Origin of the sequence: Rhodococcus sp. 05-2254-5 (assembly GCF_002258575.1) — a bacterium.
Classification (GTDB): domain Bacteria; phylum Actinomycetota; class Actinomycetes; order Mycobacteriales; family Mycobacteriaceae; genus Rhodococcoides; species Rhodococcoides fascians.
In genome coordinates this window covers 63,808-78,491 of the sequence record NZ_NOZG01000027.1, presented here as the reverse complement: position 1 = coordinate 78,491, position 14,684 = coordinate 63,808, and the positions used below count along the sequence as shown (strand labels likewise).

The following is a 14,684-nucleotide window of genomic DNA, read 5'->3' as shown; positions in this document are numbered from 1 at the left end:
TGAGTAGTGCTACTCGGATCCCTCGAGTAGTCCAGCCCGACTATCCGAAAATTTTACGGAACGAACTGCCGAAGGGGTGCTTGACGGTGAGGGAACCGAAGCGGACTTTCCCGGTGAGCACCACGTGCAGCGGTCCGTACGGCGGGCCGGTGCGCACCTTGTTGGTGACGGTACCTGCGACGGCCTCGGCACCGTTGACGTCGGCGGTGGCCTCCGTCGGGAGGATCAACGTGACCGAGCTGCAGTAGTCGTCGACGTGGATGTCGACGACCTGGCTGACCATGACGGCCTGCGTGAAGTCGAGTGTCACCGACGACAGCCGCGTCACCACGTTCAACCGGCGCGGTACGTTCCACGGGCCTTTGCGGGTGATGGTGGACATGCTGCCGCGCACCGTGTCCGGGGTACCGCCGCCGTGTCCCCAGTGCTCCTGCACGACGCGTCGCGGCGTCGGTTGTGGGGTGGGATCGGCGAAGGGTTTCGGCGACGGGAGGTGCTCGCCGGCGATCTGCATGCCCGGTAGATCGGCGAGTACCGAGTTCAGCTCGCCCCGGGTCTTCGACGCCAGAGCGGTGTCCATTCTTTCGGTGAACTCACCGAGCGACAACATGCCTTGGCCGACTGCCCGTTGCAGCAGCTGCCCGACGTGCTCGCGTTCGGCATCGGACACTCGCAGATCCCTTGCCTCCATGGGCCCAGGGTAGCGAAGTTCTCAGGCGGCGTGCCCGCGGAGAACCGACAACATTCCGTGTACCGATGCGGGCCAGCCGAACTCTTCGGCGCGAACCCTCGCCGCGATCCGGCGTCCGTCGGCCGGAAGTCGAAGCAGCCGTTGAATTTCCGCTGCGAAGCCGTCGGCGGTGTTGATCGAGGATCCACCGCATTGCGGGGTGACGATCTGGGCCAGTGCCGAGGTTTCGGAGACGACGACGGGCGTGCCCGCGGCGAGCGATTCCAATGCCGCGAGGCCGAATGTCTCGTGCGGTCCCGGCGCGAGGGCGATGTCTGCCGAGGCGAGCAGCTCGGCGACGGCCGACCTGCCGTCGACGAAGCCGAGGAAGTCGACGGGCAGCCCTCGGGCGCGTCGTTCGAGGCCCGCTCGTCGGGGGCCGTCGCCGGCGATGACCAACCGAGCCCGCATACCCGAATCGCAGAGCGCGGCAAGCGAATCGATACTGGTCTCGACATGCTTTTCCACCGACAGCCGGCCACAGTGGACCAGCAGCCGGTCGGCACTACCCAACCATGCCGAGCGCGCGCCGGCTCGGCGACGTCGGGGATGGAACAGCTCGAGATCGACGCCGAGCGGGACTCGATGGACGTTGGGTGTTCCGATTCGATCGAATTCCTGCTGTGCGAACTCGGTGGTGCAGACGACGGCGTCGTACGACTCGGCAGTGCGTCGGTTGGCCGCGTCGGCGAGGGGCCGGGCGTACCGCATCGGCATCGTCTGAGCCAGCAGCCGGTCGAGGCGCTCGTGAGAGATCATCACGCTGCGGATGTCGCGACGCGACGCCCACCTGCCCATTCCGCGCAGGGTCAGCCGGTCCGACACTTCGATCACGTCCGGACGTAGACCCGACGCGATCGAGGCCACTCGCCGCGGGTCGGCCACACGGTAGCCGCCGGTGAACGGAACTTTCGGTGCCGGCACCTCGACGCGCGTCACTCCCGACTGCAGCGTCGTCTCACTCCACCGGGCACCCGGCACGATCAGCGTGACGTCGTGACCAGCGGCCACGTAGCCCGATCCCAGCTGATCGACGGCCGTCCGCAGACCGCCGGACCGCGGCCCGTAGAAGTTCGCCAGTTGAACGATGCGCACCTGCTCAGTCTCTCCAGCCGGACGTCCACCCGATGCCCCGGCGGTGGATGGTGACCGAACGTTCGGCGAATATCCGTGTGGAGACGGCTACCAGCGGGTAGGTGAGGGCTATGCGAGTGACACTGCAATCCACCGGAGACGCCCCGGCACCCGAGGTCTGGGAGCGTTACATGGACCCGACGATCTGGAAGACCTGGGCTCCGCAGATCATGGGCGTCGAATACCGCGGTGAACGCCTCGACTCCGATACCTCCGGCCGAGTGCTGGGGCCGTTGGGGGTGCCGATCGACTTCGAGGTGCACTCGGTGGACGAACACTCGTGGACGTGGGCGTGGTCGGCATGGTTCCAGAACAGGGCCATCGGCGTGGATCTGACACACGGAGTCGTCTCACGACCCAGCGGAACCCGGGCGTGGATCACCATCGACGGCCCGCTGCCGCTGGTTCTTCCCTACCTGCCGATCGCCAAGTTCGCGCTCGGCAGGCTGTGTGCCCAGTAGGGGCTACTCGGACCGGGTGACGGTCTTCTCGTCGCTCTTGTCGGCCACTTCGGTCGGCTCGGGCGTCGGAAGCTCGGACTCCTCGCCCGACCCGTCCAGATGGCCGTCGAATTCGTCGATGGCCTCGGCGCGCTCGTCGCCGGTCTGATCCTGGTCGGCGTCGACGCCCTTCGTGTGCTCGGCCGGATCGACTGTCGTGTCCACTGCTTCGTTGTCGGTCATGGGGTCAAGAGTGCCCGTCGGGCCGGGTCGCAAACCCCTACAGACCCTTTTCGATGGCGTACCGGGTCAATTCGACGCGGTTGGCCAGCTGCAGTTTTCGCAGTGTCGCCTGCACGTGGTTCTCGACCGTCCGGTGGCTGAGCGTCAAACGGGTCGCAATCTGCTTGGCGCTGAGCCCTTTTGCGACCAGTCTGAGCACCTCGGTCTCGCGCTCGGTCAACGTGGGGCGGGTATCGGACTCCGGCTCCGGTGACGACGACATCCGCCGGAATTCGCCGAGAACCAAACCGGCCAGACCCGGGGTGAACACCGCTTGTCCGGCTGCGGTGGCGCGGACGGCGTCGAACAGCTCCTCCGCCGATGCGCTCTTGACCAGGTAACCCGTCGCACCTGCCTTGATCGCGTCGAGCACGTCACTGCGTTCCGCCGACGCCGAGAGCACCAGAATCGTAGATTCCGGGGACGCGTCCAGCACTGCGACGGTGGCATCGGCACCGTTCCCGTCGGGCAGATGCATGTCCATGAGGACGACGTCGGGAGTGGTCGCTCGGGCGCGGCGTCCGGCCGCGGCTACTCCGTCCGCGGTGGCGACCACCCGAAATCCGGCGGCCTCGAGATCCCGGGCGACGCCGTCACGCCACATGGGGTGATCGTCGACGACCATCACCGCGATCTCGGCGTTCGGATTCTCGTCGCCGGTCATCTCGCTCCTCTCGTTCGCGGAACCCGAATTTCCCATTCGGTGCCCTCGCCCTCTCCGGTGTCGAGTATCGCAGTACCGCCGAGAGATTCGACCCGGCCGAGGATGGACTTCGAGACGCCCATCCGGCCCTCGGCCTCGGCGGCGGCGAGCCGTCCGGCGGGTATTCCGCGGCCATCGTCACGAATGCTCAGGATCAGCTCTCCGTCGACGTCTTCGAGCAGTACGTAGGCCTTCGCATCGGCACCTGCGTGAAGCTCGACGTTGGACAGCGCAGTGGTCACGACGGCAGCGAGTTCCTCGGCAACGTCGGATTCGACGAGCACCGGGTCGGCGGGAGTCGACACCGAGATCGACGTGCCGGCCTGAGTACGCAGCAGAGCGCGCACGTCGACGATCGATCCGGTGTGATCGTCGCGCGGAGCCGACTGTTCGGAGATCAGCACGCGCAGAGCGACTTCCTGCTCACCGGCGAGCTCCGCGAGTTCGGCTGCCGGCCCGCCTATTTCGAGACCTCGACGGCGGACGAGGGCCAGCACCTGCAGAACCCCGTCGTGCACCTGTCGGGCCAGTCGCTCACGCTCCTCGGTGATCGCCGCCAACCGTGCCGCACTGCGCAATTCCTCGTGGGCGCGCCGGGCGGTGTTCGACGCCAATCCCAACGCGAGCCCGGCCGACAGCAGCACCGGGGCGGTGGCGTCCGACCACAGGTCGGTGTCGAACCGGTCTCGTACCAGGGCACTGACCAACGACATCACCACACCCGAGGCGATACCGCCCTTGGGCCCCAACAGAATTGCGGCGGAGATGACGGCGTTGGTGGCCCACAGGGTGGTGGGCAGGGTCTGGCGGGTGCTGTACCAGTCGTAGTCGGCCACCAACCGCGTCGACGCCATCAGAGCGATCACGATGATCTGATCTGCGAGCACCACCTGCCAGCGCGGCAGGGTCGCTCGTGAGAGCAGGAGTGCCGAAGCTCCGGACCATACGGCCATCAGGGCGACCAATGCCCAACTCAGCCGCGGGTTGGTGTAGTTGTCGACGGTCGCGGCCTGATAGCTGACGGCGTACACGAGAGTGACCAGACGGAAGGCCTGCGAGGCCCGCCACAGCGGGCTGTCGGGATCGGCCGAGTTCAGCGTCGGCCGCACTCGGTCAGTCGTCCGCATCGGTCTTCGGGTCTGCAGTGTTCAGCTCCCCCTTGGCAAGTCGATCGGGCTCGGACGAACCGGGAGGGGTGTCCGGGTCGCTGGGTTCGGCCGAGTACAGCGTGTCACTGACATCGAGTTCCTCGTACACCTCGTCGGGGTCGTCGGCGAGCAGCGACCGGACGGCGGTGTTGAGCACCGCGACGATCGGGACCGCCAGCAAGCCGCCCACGATGCCCGCGAGCAGAATGCCGACGGTGATGGACAGCACGACGGCCAGTGGGTGCAGCCGAACGGCGCGGCCGAGCAGAAGTGGCTGCAGCACATGGCCTTCGAGCTGCATGACCGCGATCACGATGCCCAGGGTGATGACGGCGGTGATGAGCCCCTTCGTCACCAGGGCGATGAACACTGCGACGAATCCGGTCAGCACGGCACCGATGATCGGTATGAATGCGCCGATGAACACCAGCGAGGCCAACGGAAGTGCCAGCGGTACACCGAGAATGGCGAGTCCGGCTCCGATGCCCACCGCGTCGGCTGCGGCGACGGCCACCGTCGCGCGAACGTAACCCACGAGCGACCCGAAACCTTGGATGCCGGCTGTGCGAATCTTCTTGCGCGCCTTCGTCGGTGCCAGCCGGGTGACGAACTGCCAGATCTGATCACCGCCGTACAGGAAGAAGATCAGCGTGAACAGCGTCAGCAGCGCCCCGGTCAGAATTTCGCCGATCACCGTCGCCGTGGTCAACGCCCCACTGGTGACGGCCTCCTGGTTGTCCTGGATGACCTTGACCAAATTGTCGGTCGCCTGCCGAATCTGGTCTTCGCTGATGTGCAGCGGCCCGTTGCTGAGCCACTCCTCGACGCTGTTGATCGATTGGGTGAACTGATCGCCCACCTGTGGAAGCCCCTCGATGAACTGCTCGACGATGAACGTCATGATTCCGGCGACGACGCCGATGCTTGCGATGATCACGATGATCACCGCAGCGACACGCGGCACTCCTCGGCGCTGCATCCAATCGACGATCGGCACCAGGAGAGCGGCCGCCAGCAGCGCCAGACCCAGCGGGATGACCACCGTGCTCAATTTGGCGATCACATACGCAAAAGTGATGAATCCGGCAAACAGGACCAGCAGTCGCCACGTCCATTCCGCCCCAACCCGTACCAGCGGATGCACCGAATCTGCGGCCGAAGTGAGGCGCGGGGACGCCCCCGTACCTTGCGCCCGCAACTCGTCGGTGCTCACCCGCTAAATTTAACCTGTGCTGGCATCTTTCCGAGCGGTCTCGCTCACCCTGAAGAGTCGCTGGCCGCTCTATATGCTCTCGATGCTCATCGCCAACGTCTTCGGCGCAGTTCTGGTCTTCGCCTTCGTTCGCTACGGTCTGCCCATTCCGGAGTCGCAATCGATCGTCGCCGACCGCGTCCGCAACGTGTACATCTTCGGTGCGTATCTGGGTGTTGCCCTGGTGGTCAGCCTTATCTACGCGTACACACTGCTGCGCTCGGTCATCAGGTGGCAGCTCCGCGGCGGCCCGCCCACCCGCAAGGAACAGATGACGACGCTGCACGCGCCGCTGCGTCAGGCCATCGTGCACCTGATTCTGTGGATCATCGGCGGCATCATCTTCGTGCTGCTGACCATCGCGGAGATGCCGTCGCTGTCCATCGCCGTCATCGTCACCGTCGGCATGGCCGCCACCGTCACCTTCGGTTTCACCTACATGCTCGGCGAACGCATCCTGCGCCCGGTCGCAGCACTGGCACTGAGCGAAGGCCGTTTCGACCGCACGATGACGCCCGGCGTCGGTACCCGCATGGCCATGACGTGGGGACTGGGCACGTTGATGCCCGTCATCGGCATCATCTTGCTGTGTGCCACCCAGCTGACGACCGACCTGGTGTTCTCGCCGAACGCACTGGCCGTGGCCATCATCCTGCTCAGCGTGCTGGCCATCGTGCAGGCCTTCGTCCTGTCGATGCTCACGGCGAGCCAGATCTCCGACCCGATCAGCCAACTGCACAACGCCATCGAACGCGTGCAACGCGGCGAGACCGACGTCGAGGTCGACGTGTTCGACGGCAGCGAGATCGGTCGACTCCAGGTCGGCTTCAACCGCATGATGGAGGAATCCGCCGAGCGACGCGTCCTGCGTCAGCTGTTCGGCCAGCACGTCGGCGAGGACGTGGCGCGTCGAGCACTGCAGTTCGGTACCGAACTGGGCGGCGAGACACGGTTCGTCGCCGTGCTGTTCGTCGACATGGTCGGATCCACCGCCACCGCGTCGGAACGCCCGCCGAGTGAGGTCGTGGTGTTGCTCAACGAGTTCTTCCGGGTGGTCGTCGACGTCGTCGGACGCCACCACGGCTTCGTCAACAAATTCATGGGCGACGCGGCGCTGGCGATCTTCGGGGCACCACTCGACCGTCCCGACGCTCCCACCGCGGCCTTGGCCGCGGCGCGTGAACTGCGTTTCGCTCTGGACGAGATCACCGGACTCGACATCGGCATCGGGGTGTCCGCGGGACTGGCCGTCGCCGGCAACATCGGCGCGTCCGAGCGCTTCGAGTACACGGTCATCGGAGACCCGGTCAACGAGGCGTCGCGGCTCACCGAACTGGCGAAACTGCGGCCCGGACGCGTTCTGGCATCCACCTCGGCCCTGTACTTCGCCGACGACGAGGAGCAGGAACAGTGGGAGTTGGGCGACCAGGTGCAACTGCGTGGCCGACGACGGGCAACCCACCTGGCCTGGCCGGTGGAGTATCCCGACTCCTCCTCGAGTGACGGTTAGTCTGACAGGATGCCCGACCCCAGCTCGACCAGCGGACCCGCAGCGCGGCGCCCGCGAAACCGGCTGAGATGGGTCAAGTGGATCGCCGCAATTGCCCTGGTCGCTCTGCTGGTGGGCGAGGCAATCTACCTGTGGCCACGGCTGCACGAATCCTGGACAGCAGTACGAGAAATCCACTGGGGCTGGCTGGCTGCGTGCGTATTTGCCCAAGCCGTGTCGCTCAGCGCGTTCGGCCGAGTCCAGAAGCAGCTGCTCGACGCGGGCGGCGTACAGGTGCGTCAACGCAAGTCCGTGGCCGTCATCTACGGCAGCACCGCAATGTCGCTCACTCTGCCCGCCGGCCAGGTGTTCTCGACGGCCTTCACCTACCGCGAGACCCGACGCTGGGGTGCGAGTCCGGTTGTCGCCTCCTGGCAGCTCGCCATCTCCGGCGTCATCGCCGCGGCCGGGTTGGCGGTGCTCGGCGTTGCCGGCGGACTGGTTGTCGGTAGTTCGTTCAACACCTTCACCGTGGTGCTCCCGATCATCGGCGTCATCGCGATCGTGGCCGCTGTCCGATACATCTCGAACCACCCGGAGTCCATCAAACAGTTCGCCCGCTGGGGTCTGCGCAAGTACAACGCGTTCCGCAACCACGATCTCGACGCCGGAGCCGAGGCCATCGACAAGGTCATCGGCCAGATCCAATCCGTACAGCTCGGCAAGCGGGACGGCGCGCTCACACTGTCCTGGTCGGCCGTGCACCGGCTCGCGGACGTCGCGTGCCTGGCGTTCGCGTGCTTCGCCGTCGGCGCAGATCCACGACTGTCCGGGCTGTTCATCGCATTCGCGGCGGGTAAGGCCGTCGGATCCGTTCCGCTCGCACCCGGTGGCCTGGTGGTCGTCGACGCCACCCTCATCGCGTTCCTGACCAGCGCCGCGTCCATCACCGCATCTCAGGCAGTGGCGTCGGCCTTGGTCTATCGCGGGGTCAGCTTCATCTTGGTCGCCATCGTCGGGTGGATCGTGTTCCTCGTCCTGTTCCGTAAGCACCAGCACGCCGATCTCGAATTCGACATCGCCCTCGAGCGGCAGGAGACCTCCGATCTCGGCCGAGCCGCCGAGCACGATCGCGACTCCAAAGGCGATCCGGAGACCGCCTAGCCCCGTGCTGTTCGGTATGGCATCCGTCACTGTCCGTTCACCCGGAATATATACGGACCCCGGTCCGCTTGTGTACTATGAGTTTGAAACTTCAACCCAACAAGGAGTCCTCATGACCACCGCCATCGCGCTTCCCGAGCTCACCGCAGGCACCTGGGCCATCGATCCCACCCACTCCACCGTCGGATTCACCGTCCGCCACCTGGTGGTCAGCAAGGTCCGCGGCCGTTTCCAGAACTTCAGCGGCACCGTCACCGTCGCCGCCGACGGCACCCCGTCCGTCGACGCCGAGATCGACGTCACCTCGATCACCACCGACAACGAGCAGCGCGACGGCCACCTCAAGACCGCCGACTTCTTCGAGGTCGAGAAGTTCCCGACCGCGACGTTCAAGTCCACCTCGGTCAAGGCCGACGGCGGAGACTTCGTCGTCACCGGAGACTTCACCCTCCACGGCGTCACCAAGTCCATCGACCTCAAGCTCGAGTTCAACGGCGTCAACGCCGGCATGGGCAACGGACCGGTCGCAGGCTTCGAAGCCAGCACCACCATCAACCGCAAGGACTTCGGCATCAGCATCGACATGCCCCTCGAAGGCGGCGGCGCAGTCGTCGGCGACAAGATCGCCCTGAACCTCGACATCGAGGCCGGCCTCCAGGCGTAAGTTTCACCCCCGCCTTCCGGATTCACCCCTCCCCTTCCGGATTCACCCCTCCCCTTCCGGATCAATGCGCCTTTGTTGCAGTCCAACCGACTGAAACCCACATTGATCCGGACCTGGGGGGGCGAGATCCAGTGGCATCGAACGGCCCGCACCTGCACTCGTAGGCGCGGGCCGTTCGCGTCGGTGTCCTACAGTGGGCCCGTGAAGTTTCGTTCCCCGGCCGTCGCTGCCGTCCTCGATCTCGTCATGATCGTGCTCTTCGCCGCGATCGGCCGTCGCAGTCACGACGAAGCCACCGCGCTGTCCGGCCTCTTCCGCACCGCGTGGCCGTTCGTCGTCGGTGCCGCTGTCGGCTGGATCGCTGCGTTCGCTCTGTACCGCAACAAGTTCGACGCGTTCCTCGTCGTTCCGACGGGCATTTTGGTGTGGGTCACCACGGTCGTCGGAGGCATGATCCTGCGCACGGCGACAGGACAGGGAACCGCTACCGCGTTCATCATCGTTGCGACGATTTCCACCGCGGTTCTGCTGCTCGGCTGGCGCGCGATCGCCAGATTCATTCCCTCGGTTCGGTGACAGGGACCTTTTCGCGATAGGATCATTCACGGTGCGCCGGGAAGTCTGGTCGGCAATAGTTCTGTGCTGCGCACATGTCCGTCGACTCGGCGGACGCGCTCGGCACGACGTTGCTACCGAAAGGCGTTGTTCCCGTGTCTGATTCACCGATTCCCAAAGAGAGATTGCCGCTGTTCTCTCGCGGTTCCTGGTCCGAGGCCGACCGCATCGCACAGGTCTTGCGCAAAGAGACCGTCGGCGGCGCATTGCTTCTCGTTGCCACCGTGGTCGCGCTCGTGTGGGCCAACTCACCGTGGTCCGCCGCCTACGACACATTGATGAGCACTCGCGTCGGGCCGTCGGCTCTGCATCTCGATCTGACTCTGTCGACGTGGGCCGCCGACGGGCTGTTGGCCATCTTCTTCTTCGTCGTCGGACTCGAACTCAAACGCGAGTTCGTTGCCGGTGATCTGCGCGATCCGGCACGGGCGGCACTTCCGGTGGCCGCGGCGATCGGCGGAATGGTAGTTCCCGCAGTCATTTTCGTGCTGTTCAACCTCGGCACCGGGGATGGCGCTCTGCTCGGCTGGGCCATTCCCACCGCGACCGACATCGCGTTCGCCGTGGCCGTTCTCGCTGTGATCAGCACGCATCTGCCGACAGCGCTGCGAACCTTCCTGCTGACTCTGGCCGTGGTCGACGACCTTTTGGCCGTCAGCGTCATCGCGATCTTCTACACCGACGACATCAACTTCATTGCGCTCGGCCTGACGCTGATCCCGCTCGCGCTGTTCGCCGTCGCCGTGCAGATGCGCGTCCGCTCGTGGTGGGTGCTCATCCCGCTGGCCGTGGTGACGTGGGTGCTCATGCACGAGTCGGGTGTCCACGCCACCGTCGCAGGCGTTCTGCTCGGCTTCGCCGTCCCGGTGATCCGGAGCAAGGCGAACGGCGGCCCCGATGCGGGCCCCGGTCTCGCCGAGCATTTCGAGCACAAGATCCGACCCATCTCCGCGGGTATCGCGGTTCCGCTGTTCGCCTTCTGTGCAGCCGGTGTGACTGTCGGCGGCTTCTCCGGCCTGGCCAGCGCCCTGACCGACCCGATTGCCATCGGCATCATCGCCGGCCTCGTCATCGGCAAGGCCATCGGCATCTTCGGCACCACCTACCTGGTCTCGCGCTTCACCCGGGCCACCCTCGATGCCGGCTTGAAATGGCTCGACGTCTTCGGCGTCGCGATGCTCGCCGGTATCGGTTTCACGGTGTCGCTGCTGATCGGCGATCTGGCATTCGGTGAAGGAACAGAGCGCGACGATCACGTGAAGGTCGGTGTGCTGACCGGTTCGATCGTTGCCGCAACCATCGCGTCGATCATTCTGCGTACCCGCAACAAGGCGTACCGGGACTTCCACATCGAAGAGACCCGCGACGACGACCACGACGGAATTCCGGACGTGTACCAGCAGAAGAAGTAGACCGCGGCCGACATCTGGTCTGTTGCCACTGGTAAGGGGCCTCTACAGTTGTCGCCGTGATCGACATCCGGGTCCAGGCATGACCGACCCACAGCCGCTGGCCCGTCGACTGGGCCTTGTCGATGCAGTCGTCATCGGTGTCGGCTCGATGGTCGGGGCGGGAGTGTTCGCATCGTTCGCTCCCGCGTCGGCCGCAGCGGGTGCCGGCTTGCTGATCGGTCTCGCCATCGCGGCTGTCGTCGCGTTCTGCAACGCGACGTCGTCCGCGCAACTCGCCGCCCAGTATCCGACGTCGGGCGGGACGTACATCTACGGTCGCGAACAACTCGGTGAGTGGCCCGGCTTCCTCGCCGGCTGGACCTTCGTCATCGGCAAGACCGCAAGCTCGGCGGCCATGGCGATGGTGTTCGCGGCCTACGTCGCCCCTTCCGGCTATACGAAAGTCGTTGCGATTCTTGCCATTGTCGCGTTGACGGTGGTGAACTACTTCGGTATCACTCGCACGGCGCTGCTGACGAAGATCCTCGTCACCGCGGTGCTCGCCATCCTCGTCATCGGGGTGGTTCTGGGCTTCGCCGGCTCGCCGGGCAACGGCATCGGCGCTTCGGGATCCCTCACCGGGGACGGCTGGTACGGAATTCTGCAGTCCGCGGGATTGCTGTTCTTCGCCTTCGCCGGCTACGCGCGCATCGCCACCCTCGGCGAGGAAGTGGTGCGGCCCGAGCGCACCATTCCACGGGCCATCGTCTCTGCACTCGGCATCGCGTTGCTGATCTATGCAGCGGTTGCCGTGACATTGTTGACGGTATTGGGCCCGGACCTACTGGCCTCGTCGTCGGCTCCGCTGGTCGATCTCGTTGTGACGTCCGGGTATTCGTGGGCATCACCTGTCATGCGCATCGGTGCCGGACTGGCCGCGCTCGGAGCGTTGCTGGCCTTGATCGCCGGTATCGGACGCACGTCGTTGGCGATGGCCCGCCACCATGATCTGCCGTCGTATCTGACTGCGGTCCACCCTCGTTACTCGGTGCCGCACCGGGCCGAGATCACTCTGGCGGCGATCGTCAGTGCCGCAATCCTGCTAGTGGATCTTCGTGACGCCATCGGCTTCTCGTCCTTCGGAGTGCTGCTGTACTACCTCGTCGCCAACGTCAGCGCGTACACCCAGGGCACCGAACACCGACGCTATCCGCGCCCCCTGCAGGCGCTCGGAGCGCTCGGATGCCTGGTTCTCATTGCCACGCTGCCCTTGTCGTCGATCGCGATCGGCACCGTTGTGACACTGCTCGGCGTCCTCTACCGTCTGGTCCGGGTTCAGCGACTGTTCACTTGACGGCTGATTCGACAAGGGTCAATATAGACCAATGTCGAATCAAGACCTGACCTCCTCGGCCGGCGCATGCTGTTCGCCGCTCGTCCACGAACCGCTGACCGTGGACTGGGCCGGGGATCTGGCCCGCATGTTCAAGGCGTTGGGCGATCCTGTGCGCCTGCGGTTGCTCAGCCTCGTCGCCAGCCATGCCGGCGGCGAAGCGTGCGTGTGTGACATCTCCCCCGCTTTCGACCTGTCGCAACCGACGATCTCCCACCACCTCAAGGTGCTCCGCGAAGCCGGGCTGCTCGACTGTGAGCGACGCGGAACCTGGGTCTACTACTGGGTCGTTCCAGCTGCTTTGCAACAACTGTCGTCGGTACTCACCGCCGCGGACCCCACGGTGGTCGCGGTATGAGCACCACCACGGACACCGCCGTCGTCGGCAAACTCTCCACGCTCGATCGGTTCCTCCCGGTGTGGATCGGTGTCGCCATGGTCGTCGGCCTGATCCTGGGGCGCATGGTCCCCGGGCTGAACGACGCGTTGTCGTCCATCTCCGTCGACGGGGTGTCGCTGCCGATCGCCGTCGGCCTGCTCATCATGATGTATCCGGTACTGGCCAAGGTCCGCTACGACCGCCTCGACACCGTCACCGGCGACAGGCGACTGCTGATCGGATCGCTCGTTCTCAACTGGGTCCTCGGACCGGCGCTGATGTTCGCTCTCGCATGGCTTTTCCTGCCCGACCTGCCCGAGTACCGGACCGGCCTGATCATCGTCGGCCTCGCTCGATGCATCGCGATGGTCATCATCTGGAACGACCTCGCCTGCGGAGACCGTGAGGCCGCGGCCGTGCTGGTGGCGATCAACTCGGTGTTCCAGGTCTTCATGTTCGCCGTCCTCGGATGGTTCTACCTCTCGGTACTGCCCGGCTGGCTCGGCCTGGAGCAGACCACGATCGAAGCGTCGCCGTGGCAGATCGCGAAGTCGGTGCTGATCTTCCTCGGAATCCCGCTGATAGCCGGATTTGCATCGCGCTTCTTCGGTGAACGCGCCAAGGGTCGTGCGTGGTACGAGGAGAAGTTCATCCCCAGGATCGCCCCGTGGGCTCTCTACGGGCTGTTGTTCACCATCGTCGTTCTCTTTGCGCTGCAGGGTGATCGGATCACCTCACAGCCCTGGGACGTGGTGCGCATCGCGCTGCCTCTGCTGGTCTACTTCGCGGTGATGTGGGGCGGCGGTTACGCACTCGGTGCCGCCATGGGCCTGGGCTACGAACGCACTACCACCCTCGCATTCACCGCTGCGGGCAACAACTTCGAGCTCGCCATCGCCGTCGCCATCGCCACCTACGGCGCAACGTCCGGGCAGGCACTCGCCGGGGTCGTCGGCCCGCTCATCGAGGTGCCGGTCCTGGTCGGCCTCGTCTATGTCTCCCTCGCCCTACGGAAGCGGTTCTCCCCCAGCCTTTCCACGACCACGTCATCGAAGGATTCCTGATGTCCGACACACCCAGCGTCCTGTTCGTCTGCGTCCACAACGCCGGCCGCTCTCAGATGGCCGCCGGATTTCTGACCCATCTCGCCGGTGATACCGTCGAGGTACGTTCTGCCGGTAGCGCTCCCGCGGACACCATCAACTCGGCAGCGGTCGAGGCCATGGCCGAGGTCGGTATCGACATCTCGTCGCAGTCGCCGAAGATCCTGACCACCGAGGCCGTCGAGACGTCCGACGTCGTCATCACCATGGGCTGTGGCGACGCGTGCCCGGTGTTCCCTGGCGTGAGCTACCGCGACTGGGCACTGGCCGATCCGGCAGGAAAAGGCGTCGAGGCAGTCCGCCCGATTCGCGATGAGATCAAGCGTCGAATCGAAGAATTGATCGCCGAACTGGTTCCAGCGAAGCAGAGTTCGGCATCATGACGACACCCAGCGTGCTGTTCGTCTGCGTCAAGAACGGCGGCAAATCACAGATGGCGGCCGGCCTGATGCGCAAGGCCGTCGGCGATTCGGTCGAAGTGCACTCTGCCGGAACGAAGCCGGGCGGAAAGGTCAATGCACTCTCGGCCGAGGCGCTCCTCGAAGTCGGCGTCGATCTGTCGGGTGAAGTACCGAAACCGATCGACCCCGCTCTGCTCGCCCGGATGGACTACGTCGTCACCCTCGGCGGTGAGGCGAAGGTAGACGTGGTCGACGGCCCCAGATTCGAGAACTGGGACACCGACGAACCGTCCGAACGCGGTATCGACGGCATCGAGCGGATGCGTCTGGTGCGTGACGACATCGCGGGCCGCGTCGGAGAACTGGCATCCCGATTGCGCAGCGCGGAAACCTGAT

At 65.4% G+C, this 14,684-nt stretch carries 17 protein-coding genes; 11 read left to right on the top strand and 6 right to left on the bottom strand.

The features are described 5' to 3' along the window. Window positions 1-40: 40 nt before the first annotated feature. Together CH278_RS18330 and CH278_RS18325 are read right to left on the bottom strand one after the other, a co-directional pair. The gene (locus CH278_RS18330; protein ID WP_032369502.1) at window positions 41-691 is read right to left on the bottom strand and encodes a DUF1707 SHOCT-like domain-containing protein; all 651 of its coding nucleotides are present in this window, start codon (window positions 689-691) and stop codon (window positions 41-43) included. Between the two features lie 21 nt (window positions 692-712). Next, window positions 713-1,825, bottom strand: a complete 1,113-nt coding sequence (locus tag CH278_RS18325; protein ID WP_027495363.1) for a glycosyltransferase — start codon at window positions 1,823-1,825, stop codon at window positions 713-715. Between the two features lie 110 nt (window positions 1,826-1,935). Between CH278_RS18325 and CH278_RS18320 the strand changes: the two genes are divergently transcribed. Next, complete coding sequence (locus CH278_RS18320) at window positions 1,936-2,325, top strand: MarR family transcriptional regulator (protein WP_094622553.1); 390 nt, start codon at window positions 1,936-1,938, stop codon at window positions 2,323-2,325. Between the two features lie 3 nt (window positions 2,326-2,328). Here the strand turns inward: CH278_RS18320 and CH278_RS18315 are convergent, their stop codons facing one another. The 4 genes from CH278_RS18315 to CH278_RS18300 are packed head-to-tail and all read right to left on the bottom strand — an operon-like array spanning window position 2,329 to window position 5,650. Further along, complete coding sequence (locus CH278_RS18315; protein WP_032367104.1) at window positions 2,329-2,547, bottom strand: hypothetical protein; 219 nt, start codon at window positions 2,545-2,547, stop codon at window positions 2,329-2,331. Window positions 2,548-2,584: 37 nt separating this feature from the next. After that, complete coding sequence (locus CH278_RS18310) at window positions 2,585-3,211, bottom strand: response regulator (RefSeq protein WP_179274553.1); 627 nt, start codon at window positions 3,209-3,211, stop codon at window positions 2,585-2,587. A 35-nt stretch (window positions 3,212-3,246) separates the two neighbouring features. Further along, window positions 3,247-4,416, bottom strand: a complete 1,170-nt coding sequence (gene macS, locus CH278_RS18305; RefSeq protein WP_032367106.1) for a MacS family sensor histidine kinase — start codon at window positions 4,414-4,416, stop codon at window positions 3,247-3,249. Then, window positions 4,403-5,650 (bottom strand): AI-2E family transporter, encoded by a 1,248-nt coding sequence (locus CH278_RS18300; RefSeq protein ID WP_371128955.1) that lies wholly within the window; start codon window positions 5,648-5,650, stop codon window positions 4,403-4,405. Before CH278_RS18300 ends, macS begins: the two co-directional genes overlap by 14 nt. A gap of 73 nt (window positions 5,651-5,723) precedes the next feature. On the opposite strand from CH278_RS18300, the gene CH278_RS18295 reads away from it, so the two are divergent. From CH278_RS18295 to CH278_RS18250, 10 genes are all read left to right on the top strand, one after another. After that, on the top strand, window positions 5,724-7,199 hold the full coding sequence (locus tag CH278_RS18295) for an adenylate/guanylate cyclase domain-containing protein (protein ID WP_032367437.1): 1,476 nt from the start codon (window positions 5,724-5,726) through the stop codon (window positions 7,197-7,199). Window positions 7,200-7,208: 9 nt separating this feature from the next. After that, window positions 7,209-8,342, top strand: coding sequence for a lysylphosphatidylglycerol synthase transmembrane domain-containing protein (locus tag CH278_RS18290; RefSeq protein WP_032367107.1), 1,134 nt, complete (start codon window positions 7,209-7,211; stop codon window positions 8,340-8,342). Window positions 8,343-8,454: 112 nt separating this feature from the next. Next, a complete protein-coding gene (locus CH278_RS18285; RefSeq protein ID WP_027495356.1) occupies window positions 8,455-9,006 on the top strand; it encodes a YceI family protein in 552 nt (183 codons plus the stop codon). Window positions 9,007-9,207: 201 nt separating this feature from the next. After that, window positions 9,208-9,582: a DUF3054 domain-containing protein gene (locus CH278_RS18280; protein ID WP_032406050.1), complete on the top strand. Its 375-nt coding sequence runs from the start codon at window positions 9,208-9,210 to the stop codon at window positions 9,580-9,582. Window positions 9,583-9,716: 134 nt separating this feature from the next. Continuing rightward, complete coding sequence (nhaA, locus tag CH278_RS18275) at window positions 9,717-11,033, top strand: Na+/H+ antiporter NhaA (RefSeq protein ID WP_032406211.1); 1,317 nt, start codon at window positions 9,717-9,719, stop codon at window positions 11,031-11,033. Window positions 11,034-11,112: 79 nt separating this feature from the next. Further along, entirely contained in the window at window positions 11,113-12,366 is a 1,254-nt protein-coding gene (locus CH278_RS18270) for an APC family permease (RefSeq protein ID WP_032406049.1), read from the top strand. Window positions 12,367-12,397: 31 nt separating this feature from the next. Next, window positions 12,398-12,763, top strand: a complete 366-nt coding sequence (locus CH278_RS18265) for an ArsR/SmtB family transcription factor (RefSeq protein WP_032406048.1) — start codon at window positions 12,398-12,400, stop codon at window positions 12,761-12,763. Continuing rightward, entirely contained in the window at window positions 12,760-13,848 is a 1,089-nt protein-coding gene (gene arsB, locus CH278_RS18260; RefSeq protein WP_032406047.1) for an ACR3 family arsenite efflux transporter, read from the top strand. Before CH278_RS18265 ends, arsB begins: the two co-directional genes overlap by 4 nt. Then, window positions 13,848-14,270, top strand: coding sequence for an arsenate reductase ArsC (locus CH278_RS18255; RefSeq protein ID WP_032406046.1), 423 nt, complete (start codon window positions 13,848-13,850; stop codon window positions 14,268-14,270). The genes arsB and CH278_RS18255 overlap by 1 nt, the downstream gene beginning before the upstream one ends. Beyond that, window positions 14,267-14,683: an arsenate-mycothiol transferase ArsC gene (locus CH278_RS18250; RefSeq protein ID WP_032406045.1), complete on the top strand. Its 417-nt coding sequence runs from the start codon at window positions 14,267-14,269 to the stop codon at window positions 14,681-14,683. The genes CH278_RS18255 and CH278_RS18250 overlap by 4 nt, the downstream gene beginning before the upstream one ends. Window position 14,684: the final 1 nt, after the last annotated feature.

Bases quoted from the DNA above. Each gene is read 5' to 3' on its own strand.
- CH278_RS18250 (WP_032406045.1), top strand. From the start codon at position 14,267: ATGACGACACCCAGCGTGCTGTTCGTCTGCGTCAAGAACGGCGGCAAA.
- CH278_RS18270 (WP_032406049.1), top strand. From the start codon at position 11,113: ATGACCGACCCACAGCCGCTGGCCCGTCGACTGGGCCTTGTCGATGCA.
- CH278_RS18330 (WP_032369502.1), bottom strand. From the start codon at position 691: ATGGAGGCAAGGGATCTGCGAGTGTCCGATGCCGAACGCGAGCACGTC.
- CH278_RS18320 (WP_094622553.1), top strand. From the start codon at position 1,936: ATGCGAGTGACACTGCAATCCACCGGAGACGCCCCGGCACCCGAGGTC.
- CH278_RS18310 (WP_179274553.1), bottom strand. From the start codon at position 3,211: ATGGTCGTCGACGATCACCCCATGTGGCGTGACGGCGTCGCCCGGGAT.
- CH278_RS18255 (WP_032406046.1), top strand. From the start codon at position 13,848: ATGTCCGACACACCCAGCGTCCTGTTCGTCTGCGTCCACAACGCCGGC.
- CH278_RS18290 (WP_032367107.1), top strand. From the start codon at position 7,209: ATGCCCGACCCCAGCTCGACCAGCGGACCCGCAGCGCGGCGCCCGCGA.
- arsB (WP_032406047.1), top strand. From the start codon at position 12,760: ATGAGCACCACCACGGACACCGCCGTCGTCGGCAAACTCTCCACGCTC.
- CH278_RS18285 (WP_027495356.1), top strand. From the start codon at position 8,455: ATGACCACCGCCATCGCGCTTCCCGAGCTCACCGCAGGCACCTGGGCC.
- CH278_RS18315 (WP_032367104.1), bottom strand. From the start codon at position 2,547: ATGACCGACAACGAAGCAGTGGACACGACAGTCGATCCGGCCGAGCAC.
- CH278_RS18265 (WP_032406048.1), top strand. From the start codon at position 12,398: ATGTCGAATCAAGACCTGACCTCCTCGGCCGGCGCATGCTGTTCGCCG.
- CH278_RS18295 (WP_032367437.1), top strand. From the start codon at position 5,724: ATGCTCTCGATGCTCATCGCCAACGTCTTCGGCGCAGTTCTGGTCTTC.
- macS (WP_032367106.1), bottom strand. From the start codon at position 4,416: ATGCGGACGACTGACCGAGTGCGGCCGACGCTGAACTCGGCCGATCCC.